This is a genomic window from Bacillus cereus group sp. N24 (assembly GCF_016483345.1).
Classification (GTDB): Bacteria; Bacillota; Bacilli; order Bacillales; family Bacillaceae_G; genus Bacillus_A; species Bacillus_A toyonensis.
Genome location: NZ_JAEHCA010000002.1, coordinates 257586 through 274965, shown reverse-complemented (window position 1 = coordinate 274965; position 17380 = coordinate 257586). Strand labels below are relative to the sequence as shown.

Sequence of the window (17380 nt, the reverse complement as noted above, 5' to 3'; positions counted from 1 at the left end):
CCATGGCTCAAATGACAATGATTCAAGCAATCACTGATGCTTTACGCGTTGAAATGAAAAATGACCCTAACGTACTTGTATTTGGTGAAGACGTTGGTGTAAACGGCGGTGTATTCCGTGCCACTGAAGGTTTACAAGCTGAATTTGGTGAAGATCGTGTAATGGATACTCCACTTGCAGAGTCTGGTATTGGTGGACTTGCAGTTGGTCTTGCACTTGAAGGATTCCGTCCAGTTCCAGAAATCCAATTCTTCGGTTTCGTATTTGAAGTAATGGATTCAATTTCTGGTCAATTAGCTCGTATGCGTTACCGTTCTGGTGGACGTTGGACTGCTCCAGTAACAGTTCGTTCTCCATTCGGTGGTGGTGTTCATACTCCTGAACTACATGCTGATAGCTTAGAAGGATTAGTAGCTCAACAACCTGGTCTAAAAGTTGTTATTCCATCTACTCCATACGATGCTAAAGGTCTTTTAATCTCTGCGATTCGTGACAACGATCCAGTTATCTACTTAGAGCATATGAAATTGTATCGTTCATTCCGCCAAGATGTACCAGAAGGCGAATACACAATTGATTTAGGCAAAGCTGATATCAAACGTGAAGGTACAGATGTATCTGTTATCGCTTACGGTGCTATGGTTCACGCTGCATTAAAAGCTGCTGAAGAACTTGAAAAAGAAGGTATCTCTTTAGAGGTTGTTGACTTACGTACAGTTCAACCATTAGATATCGAAACAATCATCGCTTCTGTTGAAAAAACAGGTCGCGTAGTTGTAGTTCAAGAAGCTCAAAAACAAGCTGGTATTGCAGCTAACGTTGTAGCGGAAATTAACGACCGTGCAATCTTAAACTTAGAAGCTCCAGTTGTACGTGTTGCAGCTGCTGATACAGTATTCCCATTCTCTCAAGCTGAGAGCGTATGGTTACCAAACCATAAAGATATTGTTGAAGCTGTTAACAAAGTAATGAACTTCTAATTTTTAGCTTTTCATGTGCAAAAGAAATCAGCACATGCTGGTTTCTTTTGTACATATTCCATAATAATGAAATGAATCAGGGGGCTGAATTCCGTGGCATTTGAATTTAAACTACCAGATATCGGTGAAGGTATCCACGAAGGTGAAATCGTAAAATGGTTTATTAAACCAGGCGATGAAGTAAATGAAGACGATGTACTTCTTGAAGTACAAAATGATAAAGCAGTAGTAGAAATCCCTTCTCCTGTTAAAGGTAAAGTACTTGAAGTACTTGTAGAAGAAGGAACAGTTGCAATCGTAGGAGATACATTAATTAAATTTGATGCTCCTGGATACGAAAACCTTAAATTTAAAGGTGACGATCATGATGAAGCTCCAAAAGCTGAAGAAGCAGCAGTAGAAGCTCCAGCAGCGGAAGCTACTCCAGCAGCAACTGCAGAAGTAGTAAATGAGCGCGTTATCGCTATGCCATCTGTTCGTAAATATGCTCGTGAAAAAGGTGTAGATATTCATAAAGTAGCTGGATCTGGTAAGAACGGTCGCGTTGTGAAAGCTGACATCGATGCATTTGCAAATGGTGGACAAACTGTAGCAGCAACTGAGGCTCCAGCAGCAGTAGAAGCTACTCCAGCAGCAGCGAAAGAAGAAGCACCAAAAGCACAACCAATCCCAGCTGGTGAATATCCAGAAACTCGTGAGAAAATGAGTGGTATCCGTAAAGCGATTGCGAAAGCAATGGTTAACTCTAAGCATACAGCTCCTCACGTAACATTAATGGATGAAGTTGATGTAACTGAGCTTGTTGCTCACCGTAAGAAGTTCAAAGCTGTTGCAGCTGACAAAGGTATTAAATTAACTTACCTTCCGTACGTTGTTAAAGCTTTAACATCTGCATTACGTGAATACCCAATGTTAAACACTTCTTTAGACGATGCATCTCAAGAAGTAGTTCACAAACATTACTTCAACATCGGTATCGCAGCTGATACAGACAAAGGTCTATTAGTACCAGTTGTTAAAGATACAGATCGCAAGTCTATCTTCACTATTTCTAACGAGATCAATGATCTTGCTGGTAAAGCACGTGAAGGTCGTTTAGCTCCAACTGAAATGAAAGGTGCTTCTTGCACAATTACAAACATTGGTTCTGCAGGTGGACAATGGTTCACTCCAGTTATCAATCACCCAGAAGTAGCAATCCTTGGTATCGGCCGTATCGCTGAGAAGCCAGTTGTGAAAAATGGTGAGATCGTTGCAGCTCCAGTATTAGCATTATCTCTAAGCTTTGACCATCGTTTAATTGACGGCGCAACTGCTCAAAAAGCATTAAACCAAATTAAACGTCTATTGAATGACCCACAATTATTAGTAATGGAGGCGTAATAACAATGGTAGTAGGAGATTTCCCAATTGAATTAGATACAGTCGTTGTTGGTGCAGGTCCTGGTGGATACGTTGCGGCAATTCGTGCAGCACAATTAGGTCAAAAGGTAGCAATCATTGAAAAAGCTAACCTTGGTGGCGTATGCTTAAACGTTGGATGTATTCCTTCAAAAGCGTTAATCAATGCAGGTCATCGTTATGAGAATGCAATGCATTCTGATGACATGGGTATCACTGCAGAGAACGTAAAAGTTGACTTTACAAAAGTTCAAGAATGGAAAAACGGCGTAGTTAAGAAATTAACTGGCGGTGTTGAAGGCCTTCTTAAAGGTAATAAAGTTGAAATCATTCGCGGTGAAGCTTACTTCGTAGATGCTAATACATTACGCGTAATGACTGAAGATGCAGCTCAAACGTATACGTTTAAAAATGCTGTTCTTGCAACTGGTTCTACACCAATCGAAATTCCTGGATTCAAATACTCTAAACGTGTTATCAACTCTACAGGTGCTTTAAGCTTACCTGAAATTCCTAAAAAACTTGTTGTAATCGGCGGCGGTTACATCGGTATGGAATTAGGTACTGCATATGCTAACTTCGGTACAGAAGTTACTGTAGTAGAAGCTGGCGACGAAATCTTAGCTGGTTTTGAAAAAGCAATGAGCTCTGTTGTTAAACGTGCTCTTCAAAAGAAAGGTAACGTAAATATCCATACAAAAGCTATGGCTAAAGGCGTTGAAGAAACAGAAACTGGCGTAAAAGTTAGCTTCGAAGTTAAAGGTGAAATCCAAACTGTAGAAGCAGATTACGTATTAGTAACTGTAGGTCGTCGTCCAAACACTCAAGAAATCGGTCTTGAGCAAGTTGGAGTTAAAATGACTGACCGCGGTATCATCGAAATCGATGAGCAATGCCGTACAAACGTATCAAACATCTATGCAATCGGTGATATCGTTCCTGGACCACCATTAGCTCACAAAGCTTCTTACGAAGGTAAAGTAGCTGTTGAAGCAATTAGTGGCCATGCATCAGCTATCGATTACATCGGAATTCCTGCAGTATGCTTCACTGATCCAGAATTAGCATCTGTTGGTTACACTAAGAAACAAGCTGAAGAAGCAGGAATGACTGTAACTGTATCTAAGTTCCCATTCGCTGCAAACGGTCGTGCGTTATCATTAAACAGCACTGACGGTTTCCTACAACTTGTAACACGTAAAGAAGATGGTCTTCTTGTAGGTGCTCAAGTTGCAGGTGCAGGTGCTTCTGATATTATCTCTGAGATTGGTTTAGCTATCGAAGCTGGAATGACAGCTGAAGATATCGCTCAAACAATCCACGCTCACCCAACATTAGGTGAAATCACAATGGAAGCAGCTGAAGTTGCTCTTGGAATGCCAATTCACATTGTAAAATAATAAAAAAACGTCTTCTAAATTTAGAAGACGTTTTTTTATGTATGTGTTATATGAATAGAAAAACAAGAGGTGAATCGGAATGATTCACCTCTTGTTTTTTATTCTTTATTTTCAAATTGATACATTTGTTTACTTGTACTAGTGTCATTATAAAGAAATAAGACGATATCAGCATTTAGTTTTTCAAGATCTTGTTTAATATTTTTACTTGCCCCAAATCGTGGATCAATAAAAGTTGTTTGTTCGAATTCTTGTGCGAATAAAGGATAAGTTGCATCTGCATAAGAATCTTTAATAATGACAGCATGCAATTTACTTTTTGCATTTGGATTTAAGATGTTAATCTGTGAATAGTCTGTTTGATAAACCGATGCATAGTCTGGTGAAAGCTTCTTTTTGTTCACTGCAAAGAATTCTTTCATCGGTATTTTACTTGTTTCTTCTGATTTTGGACCGAGATAGACAGTATAATTATCCCACACATTTGGGTTTTCTTTTAATTGTACATATGGAATTGTTTCAGGTGTTTTTATTAATTTGTATAATTGTCTATTCCAACTACCGATAAATTGCCCATTAGGTTCTTCTATAGTGGTTTTATAATCATCTCGATTAACAACATTTCCTGTAAATACTTTAGAGTGATTAGCAATGTAATTCATTGTTTGTTCGTATGCATAAAACGCACCTTTCATATTCCAATGGTGATCCGTTTTAAAGTATAGTTCTTCTAATTGTTCGTGAGTAAATTCTTTTTGAATAGCAGGTAGAACATCAATAAATGGAAAATTTATTGATGTAATTCTTGTACAAAATAATCACGATATTTTTGATCATACCCACGATCTACATATGGTGGGTACTTATACGAAAATGTCGTTAGTTTACTTGGAGCTAACAGGAAATAAAATTCTGTTTTTGTAAATTGATTTCTTAAGTTGTCTAGTTCACTTACAGATTGTTTTATTTGATCACGCATATCAATATTTGTAGGTGCAGACAAAATGAAACCGTCATCTGCGACGAAATTATTATTTACAAAAGTGCGATTGAATTTTAATTGCAACTTTGTGTAAGTTTCAATAAATTTATCTCGTGCGGCAATATGATCTGTAAAGTGTAATTCAGTATCTTTGAAATATTTTCCGGATTTTATAGTATCCATAGTTAGGACTGGATCTAAAGCTAATTCTCTGTTTTCAAAATCAGAAAAACTTTTTTTATCCCAATATATTATTTTGGCTGTCCATATACACATCCCGAAAATAATAGCGAGAAATCCAGTGATTAATATACGATTAGTTAAATTTTTCATAGTTAGCCCTCCTTTAGAAGCGGAAGTAAATAAATGGATTGTAAGTTGCATTCGTTAAGTACATCATAGTAATGATTAAAACACTCAAATAGTAAAGTGGAGATAAAAGTACTATCTTTTTATTTACAAATAGAGTCTTGATCCAAGAGAAAATTGGAGCTGATGTCACTATTGCAAGTATAAAGATTCCCCAATAATTCATCACATAGAAATAACTAGTAATGTCAGTCAACGATCCATTTAATCCGAACATTGCTTGTAAAAATTTAGAACAGTAGCTAAAGTTGTCAGCTCTGAAGAAAACCCAACCGATAATCACTAAAAACAGCACGTATACATGTTGAATTGGCCACCATAATTTTGCAAGATTTTCTCAAAACCGGATTTTTCCAAAGCAATTAAACATCCGTAATAGATACCCCAAATCATAAATGTCCAACTAGCCCCATGCCAAAAACCTGTTAGCGCCCATACTATAAAGAGATTACGATAGATTTTCCAGCTAGATACTCGATTGCCACCTAGTGGGATATAGACATAATCACGGAACCATGAACCAAGGGAAATATGCCAGCGACGCCAAAATTCAGAAATCGATTTTGATATATACGGATAATTGAAGTTTTCTAAGAAATCAAACCCGAACATTTTTCCTAATCCAATGGCCATATCACTGTAGCCTGAAAAATCGAAATAAATTTGTAATGTATAAGCGATCGCACCAATCCAAGCAGTAGATACGCTCATTGTTGCTGGGTCCATTGCAAATATTTCATCGGCAATAGCTCCCAATTGATTTGCAATCAAAACTTTTTTTCCTAATCCAAGGATAAAACGACGAATGCCTTCTGAAAACATATCAGCATTAACGGTTCTAACATGTAATTGATGAGCTATTGTGTTATACCGAACAATTGGTCCCGCAACTAATTGAGGGAAAATAGTAAAGTATAGCGCCAAATCAAACAGATTTCGCTGAGCCTCTACTTTTCTTTTGTAAATATCAATAATATAACTCATTGCATGGAAAGTGAAAAATGAAATCCCGATTGGTAATGGGATTTTTTCGAGTACAATGTTTGTATGAAAAATCCCGTTTATATTATCTACTAAGAAATTAGCATATTTAAAATATCCTAGTATAGCAATATTGACGACGATTGCTATAGTAAGAATGAGTTTTCTATTTGTATTAGATATTTGTCCTGTATTAAGCCATAACCCGAACCAATAGTTAATGAAAATAGAAAAAAGCATAAGGAAGACATATATAGGCTCTCCCCAGGCATAAAATAATAAACTAAATAACAAAAGAACGATGTTTTGTAATTCTTTACGTACTGAATAGTACACTAGAAGAATTGCAGGTAAAAAAAGACATAAAAAAAATAGGTTACTAAATACCATGTATCATTGATTCCTTTCTATAGTTAATCCAAAGGAATTATACCAAGCTACTAATGGAATAATCTATATTGTAAGGAAAGAAAGAGAATGTAACGTAAAAAACGAGGAAGTTTTGGCATATAAAATAGTTAAGAGCTTACATAAATGGTAGAAGATAAATCATAGAGTAAGTAGAAGCTTCAAATATTTTATACACGTAGAAGTTTGTTTTTAAAATAAGGAGAGGGATGGGCTGCACAATATAATAGAAGAAATAGGAGGTAACGCTATGAAAATTACGCTAGTTTCATTTTTACATCTAGTTTTATGGAGTGGATTTTCAGCAGTGTTATTATTGTCAAGTCGTGATAAACTTCATTATAAGATTTTTCTTTTTCTCATATTCTTTTATTTAGCGTATGTGATAGCGTATGTCATACTAAGTGCAAGGAGAAAAGCAATGCTTCTTACTTGCACGAATAGTATGATTTTTCTAATCGTTTATTTTTGTTTTTAAACTAACGTTTATAGAAATACATTATCCTTCCATTAAATAATTGTAATTCTCCTTCTAATTTCTTCGCTAGAAAACGGCAAAATTCATTTGCTTTTCCTTTATCACCAAATGTTGCATTAGAGGGTAAAGAAATTTGAATGAAAGATTGTTCATTTTCTATTCCAACACCGACATAAATTGAGTCATATCGATCATGACTGGATTGAAGCTTTAATGTTGTTGCTGATGTATCTAAAATTTCATAAGGAAAAGCGGTATTTGTATAAGCGTAATTAATTTGAACTCCGGTTTGGGAAGTAACTGTTTTATAGTACTGAAAAAGTTGTTTTATATCATCTGTTGAAACAGAGTGTTGATTGGATTTAGGTACAAGCGTAATAAAGGCATGTTGCATATAAGTTCCCCCTAGCTTAGTAGAATAATATCATTCTACAACCTACTGAATTTTTTGACAATTAAAAGGAGTATTGCTGTTTTTGTTTAATATATGTATGAGTAGGAAAGGTGATGTAGAGAGGTGGAAACCAATGTTTGAAAAATTGTATGATGAGCATGAAAGTGTGAAGGTACGATTTTTAGGATTTATGACACATGATACTCGTTATGACTTTGGGATTGTTTATACAAATATGTTTTTTGGAAAGCCACTCATTGTTTGTATGCAAACGGGAAGGTCTACTTTACTGGGACAAGATGATGTAGAGAATGTGCAATATATGCAGGAAATTTTCAAGTTAGGATCTCAAGAGGAAGCAGCGGAGTTAGCTCAGTTTTTTAAATTTCTCGTTCCATCTACTTCATTGCATGCAGAATATGAAGAATAATTAATTTGAAACAGTCGTACGTATAAATATGGCTGTTTTTTTGTGTTAATATCGCATACTAATTTAAAATTAAAATATTTAATGTGTTATACTAAAAACCTATTGACGTAAAAAGTATAACATATTAAAATAAAGACAGAAAGTTAAGCGGTTACAAAAGTTTTTGGGATTATAAACTTAGGGGGAAATGAAAAATGGGAACAATCGTATGTCAAGATTGTGAAGGTACAATTGCACACTTCGAGGATGAGAAAGTAACGGTACTTTACGGGAAATGTGGATCTTGCGGGTGTGATCACACAGAGCATACAAAGGCCCAATAATTGATAGGACATGGACAACTGAAAGTTTTTAGGACCATAAACTTAGGGGGAAATGAAAAATGGGAACAATCGTATGTCAAGTATGCGAAGGAACAATCGCACATTTTGAAGATGAGAAAACGACAGTACTTTACGGAAAATGTAGTACAAATTGTGATTGTGCTAATAGAGATAATGCGAAAGCTTAATAATAAATAAGTAGATTACTATTAAAAATCAGGGGGAAATGAAAAATGGGAACAATCGTATGCCAAGTATGTGAAGGAACAATCGCACATTTTGAAGATGAAAAATCAACAGTATTATATGGGAAATGTGGATCTCATTGCGAATGTGACCATAAAGAACATACAAAAGCTTAATTATTAAAAAAAGCGCCTACATGTGTAGGCGCTTTTTTTAATAAATTGTAGTTGTATGGCCAACTGTAGCAACGATTGCATCATCTCTAATCGGAATAAACCCTATGGCTGTTTGTGGTGTGTTTGGAGAGGCGTAGTGGCTCATTATACGGCTATCAATACGAGTAATAGTATCGGTCAAAAAAGCTGAAATAAAAGCGTAAGGGACGCGTCGTTCATTTAATGAGTAGATAATTTCTTCTTTTGTTTTTACACCTACGCCATGTCCGTAAAAAAAGAAATTTCCTAGATAGATTGTGTTTTCTCCTTGCCACTCAATCGTAGCTGGATTCACTTGTGGATTTTTAAAGTAAACGAGATCGCCAGGAACAAGGTCGCCACCTGTTTTTGTTATGAGTTTTAAATCTTGATCGTAGTCCCAAGTATAAAGTAAAAGATTTGCAAAGAGGTGATTGAAGGTTTCTTCCTCATACAATGATAGTAAAGCTTTGTAAAAAATAATTATCATAGCGGTTGCGCATTCAGTCCCATATAGTTTCCCGTTTTTGAAAATATCTTGTATGGCAATAGAAGGTGGTATATTTGGAAGTAGTTGGAATCCTCCGAGAGATGTTCTTTTCCAAAACTGGGGGTTGCAAAAGGATTGTTGAAACGTACGAAACTGAAATCCACTTTGAAAAAGTTCCAATGCAGAAATAATAATATTAACTCGCAAATTTAAATCAAAGCTGAGTTCGTCAGCAGTTCGGAAGGAATAAACTTCTTGATTTCCTGCCATTATGGATAAAATTTGTTGCTTCTCAGCTGCAAATGGCTCATATTCATTTGTGATATAAGGGTGTACAATAGAACGACCTATTACAATCATAATGGTATCCCCACCTATACGTTACATTCTTTAGTAGCGTATGAAGAAAGGGAAAAAAGGTGAAAGAAAAGCCTATCAACTGATAGGCTTGTACTCTTTAATAACACGTAATGTTTGTAATGTCATATCTTCAGGACCTTGTACAGGTAAACCTGCTTCTAAATTTTTACGAATATACTCTAAGTTATCTTGTGTAATAATTTCCCCCGGAGTAAAGATTGGAATCCCTGGTGGATAAACCATAACAAAATCAGCTATAATACGACCTGCCGCATTTTCAAATGGAATGACTTCTGTTTCTGAATAAAAAGCATCTCGTGGAGAAAGTGCTAGCACCGGTATTTCTGGAATTTCTACTTGTACTTGAACACCTTTATCTGCCCTATTTCTAAATGTTTCCGCTAAATCTTGTAATGCTGCAATAAGCGTATTTGTATCGCTTTCTGTATCTCCAAAAGTGATAAGACATAGTATGTTGTATAAATCGGAGAGTTCTACTTCAATGTTATATTGCTCTCTAAGCCATACTTCAGCCTGATGGCCGGTAATACCTAAATCTTTCACAGACACAATTATCTTTGTAGGATCATAGTTAAAAGTAGCGTCTGTACCTAACATTTCTTTTCCAGGACAGTAAAGGTGCTCAATAGCATTTATAGCATCACGAACATGTTCAGCTAATTGTATTGTTTGTTCTATGAGCGCTGTTCCTTCTGTAGCAAGACGTTTTCTTGCTACATCAAGAGATGCTAATAAGATGTAAGAAGTTGATGTAGTCGTAAGCATGCTAATAATAGATTGAACATGTTTTACGTTCACAAGACCTTCTTTCACATTAAGAATAGAACTTTGAGTTAAAGAGCCTCCTAATTTGTGAACACTTGTTGCTGCCATATCTGCACCAGCTTGCATCGCTGACATCGGTAATTCATCGTGAAAATGAATATGAACACCATGAGCCTCATCGACTAGTACAGGGATATCGTACGAATGTGCTAATTGTACAATCTGTTCTAAGTCTGCAGCAAAGCCAAAGTAGGTTGGATTAATAACAAGTAAGCCTTTGGCATCTGAGTGTTCTTCAAGTGCTTTTTTGACAGATTGAATTGTAATTCCATGAGAAATACCAAGTTTTGGGTCGATTTCAGGATGCATGAAAATAGGTTTTGCACCTGAGAAAATAATAGCTGACATTACTGATTTATGCACGTTTCGTGGTACTAGGATTTTGTCGCCAGGACCGCAAACGCTCATCACCATTGTCATAATAGCGCCACTTGTACCTTGAATAGAAAAGAAAGTATGATCTGCACCAAATGCAGCAGCAGCTAAATCCTGTGCTTCTTTAATCATACCCTTTGGATGATGTAGATCATCGAGTGGCGCAATATTAATTAAATCAATTGCTAATGCGTTATGCCCAATAAATTCGCGAAATTCAGGATCCATGCCCTGTCCTTTTTTATGACCAGGAATATGGAATTGGATTGGATTTCGCTTACTGTGCTCAACTAAAGCGGTAAACAATGGTGTTTCGTATTGGGACAATCTATACACCCCTTCTTTTTTGTAATATTTATTAGAATTTGTTTTATATGATTTCATCTCATTCTAAAAGGAAAGTAAGGTAATTAACTTTTAAAACGAGACTTGTTTTCCTGCCATTCACAAAATCCTTTTGGATGGTAGTCACACTTTATTTTCTATAAAACAAAAGCATTATATCACCAATAATTATAGATGTATATAAAAAAATATTTTTATGGTGAGTATGTGTAATAGTTATTTCCAAGTCAACTCATAGAGGAAGACAATTCCATTAAAATGAATAAATAGTGTATAATGCAGAGTGGCTATAATGAAGAATAAAAAATTCTCTTTAAGATAGCATAATGAAACACGTAGAAATGATAAATGAGGTGCAAAATGGAATATCAATATCCGTTAGATTACGATTGGTCAAATGAAGAAATGGTTGCCATTGTGAAGTTTTATGAAGCAATTGAGAAGGCATATGAAAAAGGAATTAGAAGAGAAGAATTAATGGGATTATATCGTCGTTTTAAAGAGATTGTTCCATCAAAAGCAGAAGAAAAGAAAATTGATAAAGAGTTTCAAGAAGTAAGTGGATATTCTATATATCGTACTATTCAAAGGGCGAAAGAAGTCGAAGAACAAAAGCTTGTAAAAATGTAAAAATATTTTGAAAAATAAAAACTGAAGTGATATAATGTGATAACAACTAAAAACGGACAATATAAATTGTCCGTTTTCTACTATCGATTACAAAGTGCATATAAAGGAAGGAGTGATTGCATCGTAGATTCAATCTTAGCAAGGAATTGTTCGTTGGTCATTGCTGAAAACTCCTCTGGTGATATATGAATACCAACTAATAGTTCTGCTTTTTTCACAGTAGCTAAACGTTCAATCATCTTTTGTAAGTCTTCTGTTTCAAGCGTTTTATGCAATTTTACACTTGGTTTAGTATGGTCAATGGACCAAACGAAGTCATTTGGAATATTTGTTTTTAAATCATTTAAATGTTCTAAGAAGGCGTGAGCCGTCTCCACTTTTTGTGGACACTCATAGATTAAACCAAAGTATATGAAGGCGTGAGTACCCCATAAACCAATTTGAAAATGTGGTAGCATTTTATATCCTCGTTTATTTGTTGAAAAAGCAACCCAAGTATCGTTTGGTGGATTGACTTTGCGGCGTGCATGTTTTGCAACATGATAAAAAAAGTTCTCATCAGTTTGTTTGGATAAATACTCTGCAAACTGTTCCCCTAAAGCTTCTAGCTTAGGATGAATGTTCGTTTTAATTGCACTCATTCGTTCTTCGAGACCATCAACTGTAAAGACATCAAAATCAGTTGATTTGAATGTTTGTAGTGTCATGATTGTTCCTCCAACTCCTATTTTGTTTTTATTTTAGCATAGCTTGTACTATTCATAAAAAAAACAGCACAAAAAAATTTAAATAAAAAAATATAATTTTGTTGCATAGATGATTTATCCAACATAGTATAGTATAAAACAAAAAATCAGAAAATTGAATTAATTCTAGTCCGAGGGCAGACGAATATTGGGAGGAGGCAAATAATATGAGACAGGTGATTAATGCGTTAAAGAGAACAGATGCTGAAAAGAGAATACCGGTGCTACGTTTGGAGTTAGATTATGAATTAGCAACTTTATATGATGCAATGATGGAGGATGACAAACAGAAAAAAGAAGAGTGCGTACAAAAATTAGAAGTGTTGAGACTTGAAATGATTCGTTTAGAAGCGTAATAATAGTATATGTATAAAAAATTAGTTGGTGCGAACCTTATAAAGGGTTCGTTTTTTCTGTGAACAGTATAGATCGGAGTGTTTAAACATGCAAGAGGTATGGAAAGATATCGATGCACACGCCAAACGGTGGATTCGAGATGCAGGAGAGCGTTTAATGGCATCACTGAAACAAGCACTTATTATAGAAACGAAATCAAATGCAGCTGATTTAGTAACAAACATGGACCGGGAAATAGAACAGTATTTAATTGGGAAAATTAAAGAAACATTCCCAACCCATAATATTTTAGGAGAAGAAGGCTATGGAGATGAGATAACTTCTTCTGACGGGGTTGTTTGGTTAATTGATCCAATTGATGGTACAATGAATTTTGTACATCAAAAAAGAAATTTCGCAATTTCAATTGGAATTTATGAGAACGGTATCGGAAAAATTGGTCTTATTTATGATCCTGTTCATGATGAATTATATCATGCAGTAAAGGGAGTTGGAGCGTTTTGTAATGATACGCCAATTCCTCTATTGGAAAAAGGAACAGTAGAGAATGGTATTATAGCTTTAAATGCGATATGGCTTACCGACAATCCATTGCTTAATATGGAAAGTATGATGGCTCTTGTTAAGAAAGCAAGGGGTACGAGATCATATGGCTGTGCAGCATTAGAAATGGTATACGTTGCAACGGGAAGAATAGATGCATATGTAACGCCGAGATTATCACCATGGGATTTTGGGGGGGGGCAGATCATAGTTGAGGAAGTTGGAGGAAAAGTGACAACATTCTCCGGATCTCCGCTGTCTATTATAGAGAAAAGCAGTGTATTAGTTGCAAAACCGGGAGTATATGAGGAAGTATTATCATTTATATCGCAGTAACAAAAAAAGTAAGAGGCTATATACAAGCTTCTTACTTTTTAACATTATTGCGATTTACGCATTTTTCTTTTTGTTACAAAACCATATCCAACTGTAACAAATGTGCCGATAATGCAAATAATAATACCAATGGGACTATTTTCAGCAACCATAATGCCGATACCGATTAAGAAAATAACACCGATAATTGCAGTTAATAAAAAGCGATATTGAATGTGTTCCATTTCTTCACCCTCCAATCTCATTTTACTTTCACAAAAGTAAGAATACAACTATATTTTCATTCTTGATTTTATTTTGATTGCCATTGTATCCCCTTCGCTCTTATAATAGAGAAGGATTAAAAAGACATTAGGAGTTGGACATGTTGAAAAAACGACAAGATTTACGAAATATAGCAATTATTGCCCACGTTGACCATGGTAAAACAACACTTGTTGACCAGTTATTACGTCAAGCGGGGACGTTCCGTGCGAATGAACATATTGAAGAACGCGCAATGGACTCAAATGATCTAGAAAGAGAACGCGGTATTACAATTTTAGCAAAAAATACTGCGATTCACTATGAAGATAAAAGAATTAACATTTTAGATACACCTGGTCATGCGGACTTCGGTGGAGAAGTAGAACGTATCATGAAAATGGTTGATGGTGTTCTACTTGTTGTTGATGCATATGAAGGTTGTATGCCACAAACACGATTTGTTTTAAAGAAAGCTCTTGAGCAAAACTTAACACCAATCGTAGTTGTAAACAAAATTGACCGTGACTTTGCTCGCCCTGACGAAGTGGTTGATGAAGTTGTTGACTTATTCATCGAGCTTGGTGCAAACGAAGATCAATTAGAGTTCCCAGTTGTATTTGCATCAGCAATGAACGGAACAGCAAGCTTAGATTCAAATCCAGCAAATCAAGAAGAGAATATGAAATCATTGTTTGACACAATTATTGAACATATTCCAGCACCAGTTGATAACAGTGAAGAGCCACTTCAATTCCAAGTAGCACTTCTTGATTACAATGACTACGTTGGTCGTATCGGAGTTGGACGCGTATTCCGCGGTACTATGAAAGTAGGACAACAAGTTGCATTAATGAAGGTTGACGGAAGTGTAAAACAATTCCGTGTAACGAAATTATTTGGTTACATTGGATTAAAACGTCAAGAAATTGAAGAAGCAAAAGCTGGAGATTTAGTAGCTGTTTCAGGTATGGAAGACATTAACGTTGGTGAAACAGTATGCCCAGTTGAGCATGAAGAGGCTTTACCATTATTACGTATTGATGAGCCAACACTACAAATGACATTCCTTGTAAATAACAGCCCATTTGCAGGTCGTGAAGGTAAATACATTACATCTCGTAAAATTGAAGAGCGTCTTCGTTCACAATTAGAAACAGATGTAAGTTTACGTGTAGATAATACAGATTCTCCTGATGCGTGGATCGTATCTGGACGTGGTGAGTTACATTTATCTATCCTAATTGAAAACATGCGTCGTGAAGGTTATGAACTACAAGTATCTAAGCCTGAAGTAATTATTAAAGATGTTGATGGCGTAAGATGTGAACCTGTAGAGCGCGTACAAATCGATGTGCCTGAAGAATACACTGGTTCTATTATGGAATCAATGGGTGCACGTAAAGGTGAAATGTTAGATATGGTGAATAACGGAAACGGTCAAGTTCGCCTTACTTTCATGGTTCCAGCACGTGGTTTAATTGGTTACACAACAGAATTCTTAACATTAACTCGTGGTTACGGTATTTTAAACCATACATTCGATTGCTACCAACCAGTACACGCTGGACAAGTAGGTGGACGTCGTCAAGGTGTTCTAGTTTCACTTGAAACAGGAAAAGCATCACAATACGGTATTATGCAAGTTGAAGATCGCGGTGTAATCTTCGTTGAACCAGGTACAGAAGTATATGCTGGTATGATTGTTGGAGAACATACACGTGAAAATGATTTAACAGTTAACGTTGTAAAAATGAAACAACAAACTAACATTCGTTCTGCAACGAAAGACCAAACTTCAACAATGAAAAAACCACGCTTAATGACTTTAGAAGAGTCATTAGAGTACTTAAACGATGACGAGTTCTGTGAAGTGACTCCGGAATCAATTCGTCTACGTAAAAAGATTCTTGATAAGAGCGAGCGCGAAAGAGCTGCTAAGAAAAAGAAATCTGTAGAAGCGTAAAAACAAAAAACAACTACCTTTCCAAAAGGTAGTTGTTTTTTGTTTTATTTATTTTTAGAATATTTATTCTTTTTTGTGGACAGTATTTTTTTTGCGAGTTACTCTTGTATTAAGTGTATAAAGAAAACTTGTTTTTATAGCTAGGGGGGAAGAGTGTGTTAGAAAGGATGTCTTTTTTTGCTAAATTATGTAAGGTGGATGAAAATCCAGAGTTAGGAATGTGGTTACTTTATGGAACGATTATTATATTAAGTGCTCTCGTTTATAATTTAGGATTTGCTAGAAAATTATCTGTACTAAAAAATATCGTGATATATATTTCTTTAGCAATTGGGTGTACAGTGTTAACCTTTTTTGCTGTATTTTTACCTGTTGGGGAGGGGCTTGTTGTAGCAGCAATTGTACTAGGAATTTATAGATTGCGCTTACGTCAAGCAAAACAAGAAAAAGTAGGATGAGGGGGAATTAATGACATGCGTTCAGTACAAGATGCACTATATAATTGGTTAACGATTAAAACAGTTGCGGAAGCACGCCCCGATGATAGTGCTGCGAAAGAAACGTATTTGTTATTTCAAAATATGATATATGAAGAACATAAATTAAGGGATGTGGAAGTTAAAAAGAATGAGGAAATGTATTTGATTACATATGAAATTGATGGGGAAAGAAAATCTGTGAGATTTCCATTAGAAGCTATTGATTGTTTTTTGGATCAGATGAATCGTGAACCTGAAAAATATAAATAAGTCCTTATCGATATGATTAAGGACTTATTTATATTTTACCAATCGTCTTCAACTTTTTTATCACGGTATAATCGGAAATTACCACTTGCATGACGTTCCATCGTACGCTCTGCAATTCGTTCCGAACATTCCATGCACATATATGTATGAATAGGGCGATTACGCAGTTTTTTTGCCGTAGGATTTTCGTCATCTAACATATCTTTTTTATCACAGATCATACATTTGACTCTCATTTCGTCACCTCAATACGAATTCTATCGGTATAAGTATATCATGGAAGTATGATGTTTTTGAATAATAGGAGGAAAAAATAATATTTTCGCAATTCGAAAAATAAGTTATGATAAGGATATATTAAGTATATTTGGAGGTGGAAATATGGCGAATGTAGTAGAGCCTACATTAACAGATGATTTAGTACAAACGTTCCGTAAAGAATGTATTGTTATGGTAGCAACAACAGATTTCGAAAAACAAGTTCCTAACGTAAGTGCTATTTCTTGGGTGTATGCAGTGAGTGAAACTAGTATTCGATTTGCGGTAGATCAACGTTCACGTATTGTGGAAAATATAAGGCGCAATCCGGGAGTGGTATTGACTATAATGGCGAATGGATCCGTATTTTCCATAAGTGGTGCAGGTGAAATTTTGACAGATAGAATGGAAGGCATTCCTCTAAAATTAGCTGTAATAGAAGTAAGTGTGCAAGAAGTACGTGATGTTATGTTTTATGGAGCAAAACTTGCAATTGAACCAAAATATGAAAAAACATACGATCTTCGGGCAGCAAAAAAACTGGATAACCAAGTGTTGGTAGGGATAAAAGAATTATAAGTGAGATGAATAAGAAAATTGTTCATTAACT

The 17380-nt window shown here is 35.5% G+C and carries 21 protein-coding genes and 2 pseudogenes; 15 read left to right on the top strand and 8 right to left on the bottom strand.

Translation table 11 applies throughout. The features are described 5' to 3' along the window. The first annotated feature begins 2 nt into the window (after positions 1-2). The 3 genes from pdhB (at position 3) to lpdA (ending at position 3781) form a co-directional block, all read left to right on the top strand. On the top strand, positions 3-980 hold the full coding sequence (pdhB, locus tag JDS95_RS04325) for a pyruvate dehydrogenase complex E1 component subunit beta (protein ID WP_000068163.1): 978 nt from the start codon (positions 3-5) through the stop codon (positions 978-980). Between the two features lie 93 nt (positions 981-1073). Beyond that, a complete protein-coding gene (pdhC, locus tag JDS95_RS04320; RefSeq protein WP_000863414.1) occupies positions 1074-2363 on the top strand; it encodes a pyruvate dehydrogenase complex dihydrolipoyllysine-residue acetyltransferase in 1290 nt (429 codons plus the stop codon). Positions 2364-2368: 5 nt separating this feature from the next. After that, positions 2369-3781 (top strand): dihydrolipoyl dehydrogenase, encoded by a 1413-nt coding sequence (lpdA, locus tag JDS95_RS04315; RefSeq protein WP_000260107.1) that lies wholly within the window; start codon positions 2369-2371, stop codon positions 3779-3781. A 98-nt stretch (positions 3782-3879) separates the two neighbouring features. Here lpdA and JDS95_RS04310 read toward each other — a convergent pair. Continuing rightward, positions 3880-5096: pseudogene (locus tag JDS95_RS04310) on the bottom strand (DHHW family protein). Positions 5097-5109: 13 nt separating this feature from the next. Next, positions 5110-6503: pseudogene (locus tag JDS95_RS04305) on the bottom strand (MBOAT family O-acyltransferase). 268 nt (positions 6504-6771) lie between these two features. On the opposite strand from JDS95_RS04305, the gene JDS95_RS04300 reads away from it, so the two are divergent. After that, a complete protein-coding gene (locus tag JDS95_RS04300; protein WP_000705227.1) occupies positions 6772-6999 on the top strand; it encodes a hypothetical protein in 228 nt (75 codons plus the stop codon). A 1-nt stretch (position 7000) separates the two neighbouring features. On the opposite strand, the gene JDS95_RS04295 is transcribed toward JDS95_RS04300, so the two are convergent. Next, entirely contained in the window at positions 7001-7393 is a 393-nt protein-coding gene (locus JDS95_RS04295; RefSeq protein ID WP_001163290.1) for a DUF1885 family protein, read from the bottom strand. Positions 7394-7526: 133 nt separating this feature from the next. On the opposite strand from JDS95_RS04295, the gene JDS95_RS04290 reads away from it, so the two are divergent. The 4 genes from JDS95_RS04290 to JDS95_RS04275 all read left to right on the top strand — a co-directional run bounded on the left by JDS95_RS04290 (position 7527) and on the right by JDS95_RS04275 (position 8508). After that, entirely contained in the window at positions 7527-7823 is a 297-nt protein-coding gene (locus tag JDS95_RS04290; RefSeq protein ID WP_000462031.1) for a DUF3055 domain-containing protein, read from the top strand. A 194-nt stretch (positions 7824-8017) separates the two neighbouring features. After that, positions 8018-8146, top strand: coding sequence for a GapA-binding peptide SR1P (locus JDS95_RS04285; protein ID WP_000536778.1), 129 nt, complete (start codon positions 8018-8020; stop codon positions 8144-8146). 59 nt (positions 8147-8205) lie between these two features. Beyond that, complete coding sequence (locus tag JDS95_RS04280; RefSeq protein ID WP_000536790.1) at positions 8206-8334, top strand: GapA-binding peptide SR1P; 129 nt, start codon at positions 8206-8208, stop codon at positions 8332-8334. A 45-nt stretch (positions 8335-8379) separates the two neighbouring features. Beyond that, positions 8380-8508 (top strand): GapA-binding peptide SR1P, encoded by a 129-nt coding sequence (locus tag JDS95_RS04275; protein ID WP_000536785.1) that lies wholly within the window; start codon positions 8380-8382, stop codon positions 8506-8508. A gap of 37 nt (positions 8509-8545) precedes the next feature. Here JDS95_RS04275 and JDS95_RS04270 read toward each other — a convergent pair whose 3' ends face one another. Then, a complete protein-coding gene (locus JDS95_RS04270; protein ID WP_085450629.1) occupies positions 8546-9376 on the bottom strand; it encodes a protein-glutamine gamma-glutamyltransferase in 831 nt (276 codons plus the stop codon). A gap of 75 nt (positions 9377-9451) precedes the next feature. Continuing rightward, positions 9452-10924: an arginine decarboxylase gene (gene speA / locus JDS95_RS04265; RefSeq protein WP_000084886.1), complete on the bottom strand. Its 1473-nt coding sequence runs from the start codon at positions 10922-10924 to the stop codon at positions 9452-9454. 378 nt (positions 10925-11302) lie between these two features. Between speA and JDS95_RS04260 the strand changes: the two genes are divergently transcribed. Then, positions 11303-11572, top strand: coding sequence for a UPF0223 family protein (locus JDS95_RS04260; protein WP_000456544.1), 270 nt, complete (start codon positions 11303-11305; stop codon positions 11570-11572). 80 nt (positions 11573-11652) lie between these two features. On the opposite strand, the gene JDS95_RS04255 is transcribed toward JDS95_RS04260, so the two are convergent. Further along, positions 11653-12279, bottom strand: a complete 627-nt coding sequence (locus JDS95_RS04255) for a YktB family protein (RefSeq protein ID WP_000175079.1) — start codon at positions 12277-12279, stop codon at positions 11653-11655. A 206-nt stretch (positions 12280-12485) separates the two neighbouring features. Between JDS95_RS04255 and JDS95_RS04250 the strand changes: the two genes are divergently transcribed. Together JDS95_RS04250 and JDS95_RS04245 are read left to right on the top strand one after the other, a co-directional pair. After that, on the top strand, positions 12486-12674 hold the full coding sequence (locus tag JDS95_RS04250; protein ID WP_001250164.1) for a hypothetical protein: 189 nt from the start codon (positions 12486-12488) through the stop codon (positions 12672-12674). 88 nt (positions 12675-12762) lie between these two features. Continuing rightward, on the top strand, positions 12763-13554 hold the full coding sequence (locus JDS95_RS04245; RefSeq protein WP_001158713.1) for an inositol monophosphatase family protein: 792 nt from the start codon (positions 12763-12765) through the stop codon (positions 13552-13554). A gap of 44 nt (positions 13555-13598) precedes the next feature. Here JDS95_RS04245 and JDS95_RS04240 read toward each other — a convergent pair whose 3' ends face one another. Beyond that, positions 13599-13778, bottom strand: a complete 180-nt coding sequence (locus JDS95_RS04240; protein WP_000400129.1) for a DUF5325 family protein — start codon at positions 13776-13778, stop codon at positions 13599-13601. Positions 13779-13918: 140 nt separating this feature from the next. Here JDS95_RS04240 and typA point away from each other — a divergent pair, with 140 nt between their 5' ends. From typA to JDS95_RS04225, 3 genes are all read left to right on the top strand, one after another. Beyond that, complete coding sequence (gene typA / locus JDS95_RS04235) at positions 13919-15763, top strand: translational GTPase TypA (protein WP_000914753.1); 1845 nt, start codon at positions 13919-13921, stop codon at positions 15761-15763. A gap of 155 nt (positions 15764-15918) precedes the next feature. Continuing rightward, on the top strand, positions 15919-16221 hold the full coding sequence (locus tag JDS95_RS04230; protein WP_000893661.1) for a YlaH-like family protein: 303 nt from the start codon (positions 15919-15921) through the stop codon (positions 16219-16221). 15 nt (positions 16222-16236) lie between these two features. After that, the gene (locus JDS95_RS04225) at positions 16237-16512 is read left to right on the top strand and encodes a hypothetical protein (protein ID WP_001258146.1); all 276 of its coding nucleotides are present in this window, start codon (positions 16237-16239) and stop codon (positions 16510-16512) included. Between the two features lie 35 nt (positions 16513-16547). Here the strand turns inward: JDS95_RS04225 and JDS95_RS04220 are convergent, their stop codons facing one another. Continuing rightward, positions 16548-16748 (bottom strand): YlaI family protein, encoded by a 201-nt coding sequence (locus tag JDS95_RS04220; protein ID WP_002093346.1) that lies wholly within the window; start codon positions 16746-16748, stop codon positions 16548-16550. 145 nt (positions 16749-16893) lie between these two features. On the opposite strand from JDS95_RS04220, the gene JDS95_RS04215 reads away from it, so the two are divergent. Then, positions 16894-17349 carry a pyridoxamine 5'-phosphate oxidase family protein gene (locus tag JDS95_RS04215; RefSeq protein ID WP_000024575.1) on the top strand — a complete coding sequence of 152 codons (456 nt, stop codon included), beginning with the start codon at positions 16894-16896 and terminating at the stop codon, positions 17347-17349. The last annotated feature ends 31 nt before the right edge of the window (positions 17350-17380 follow it).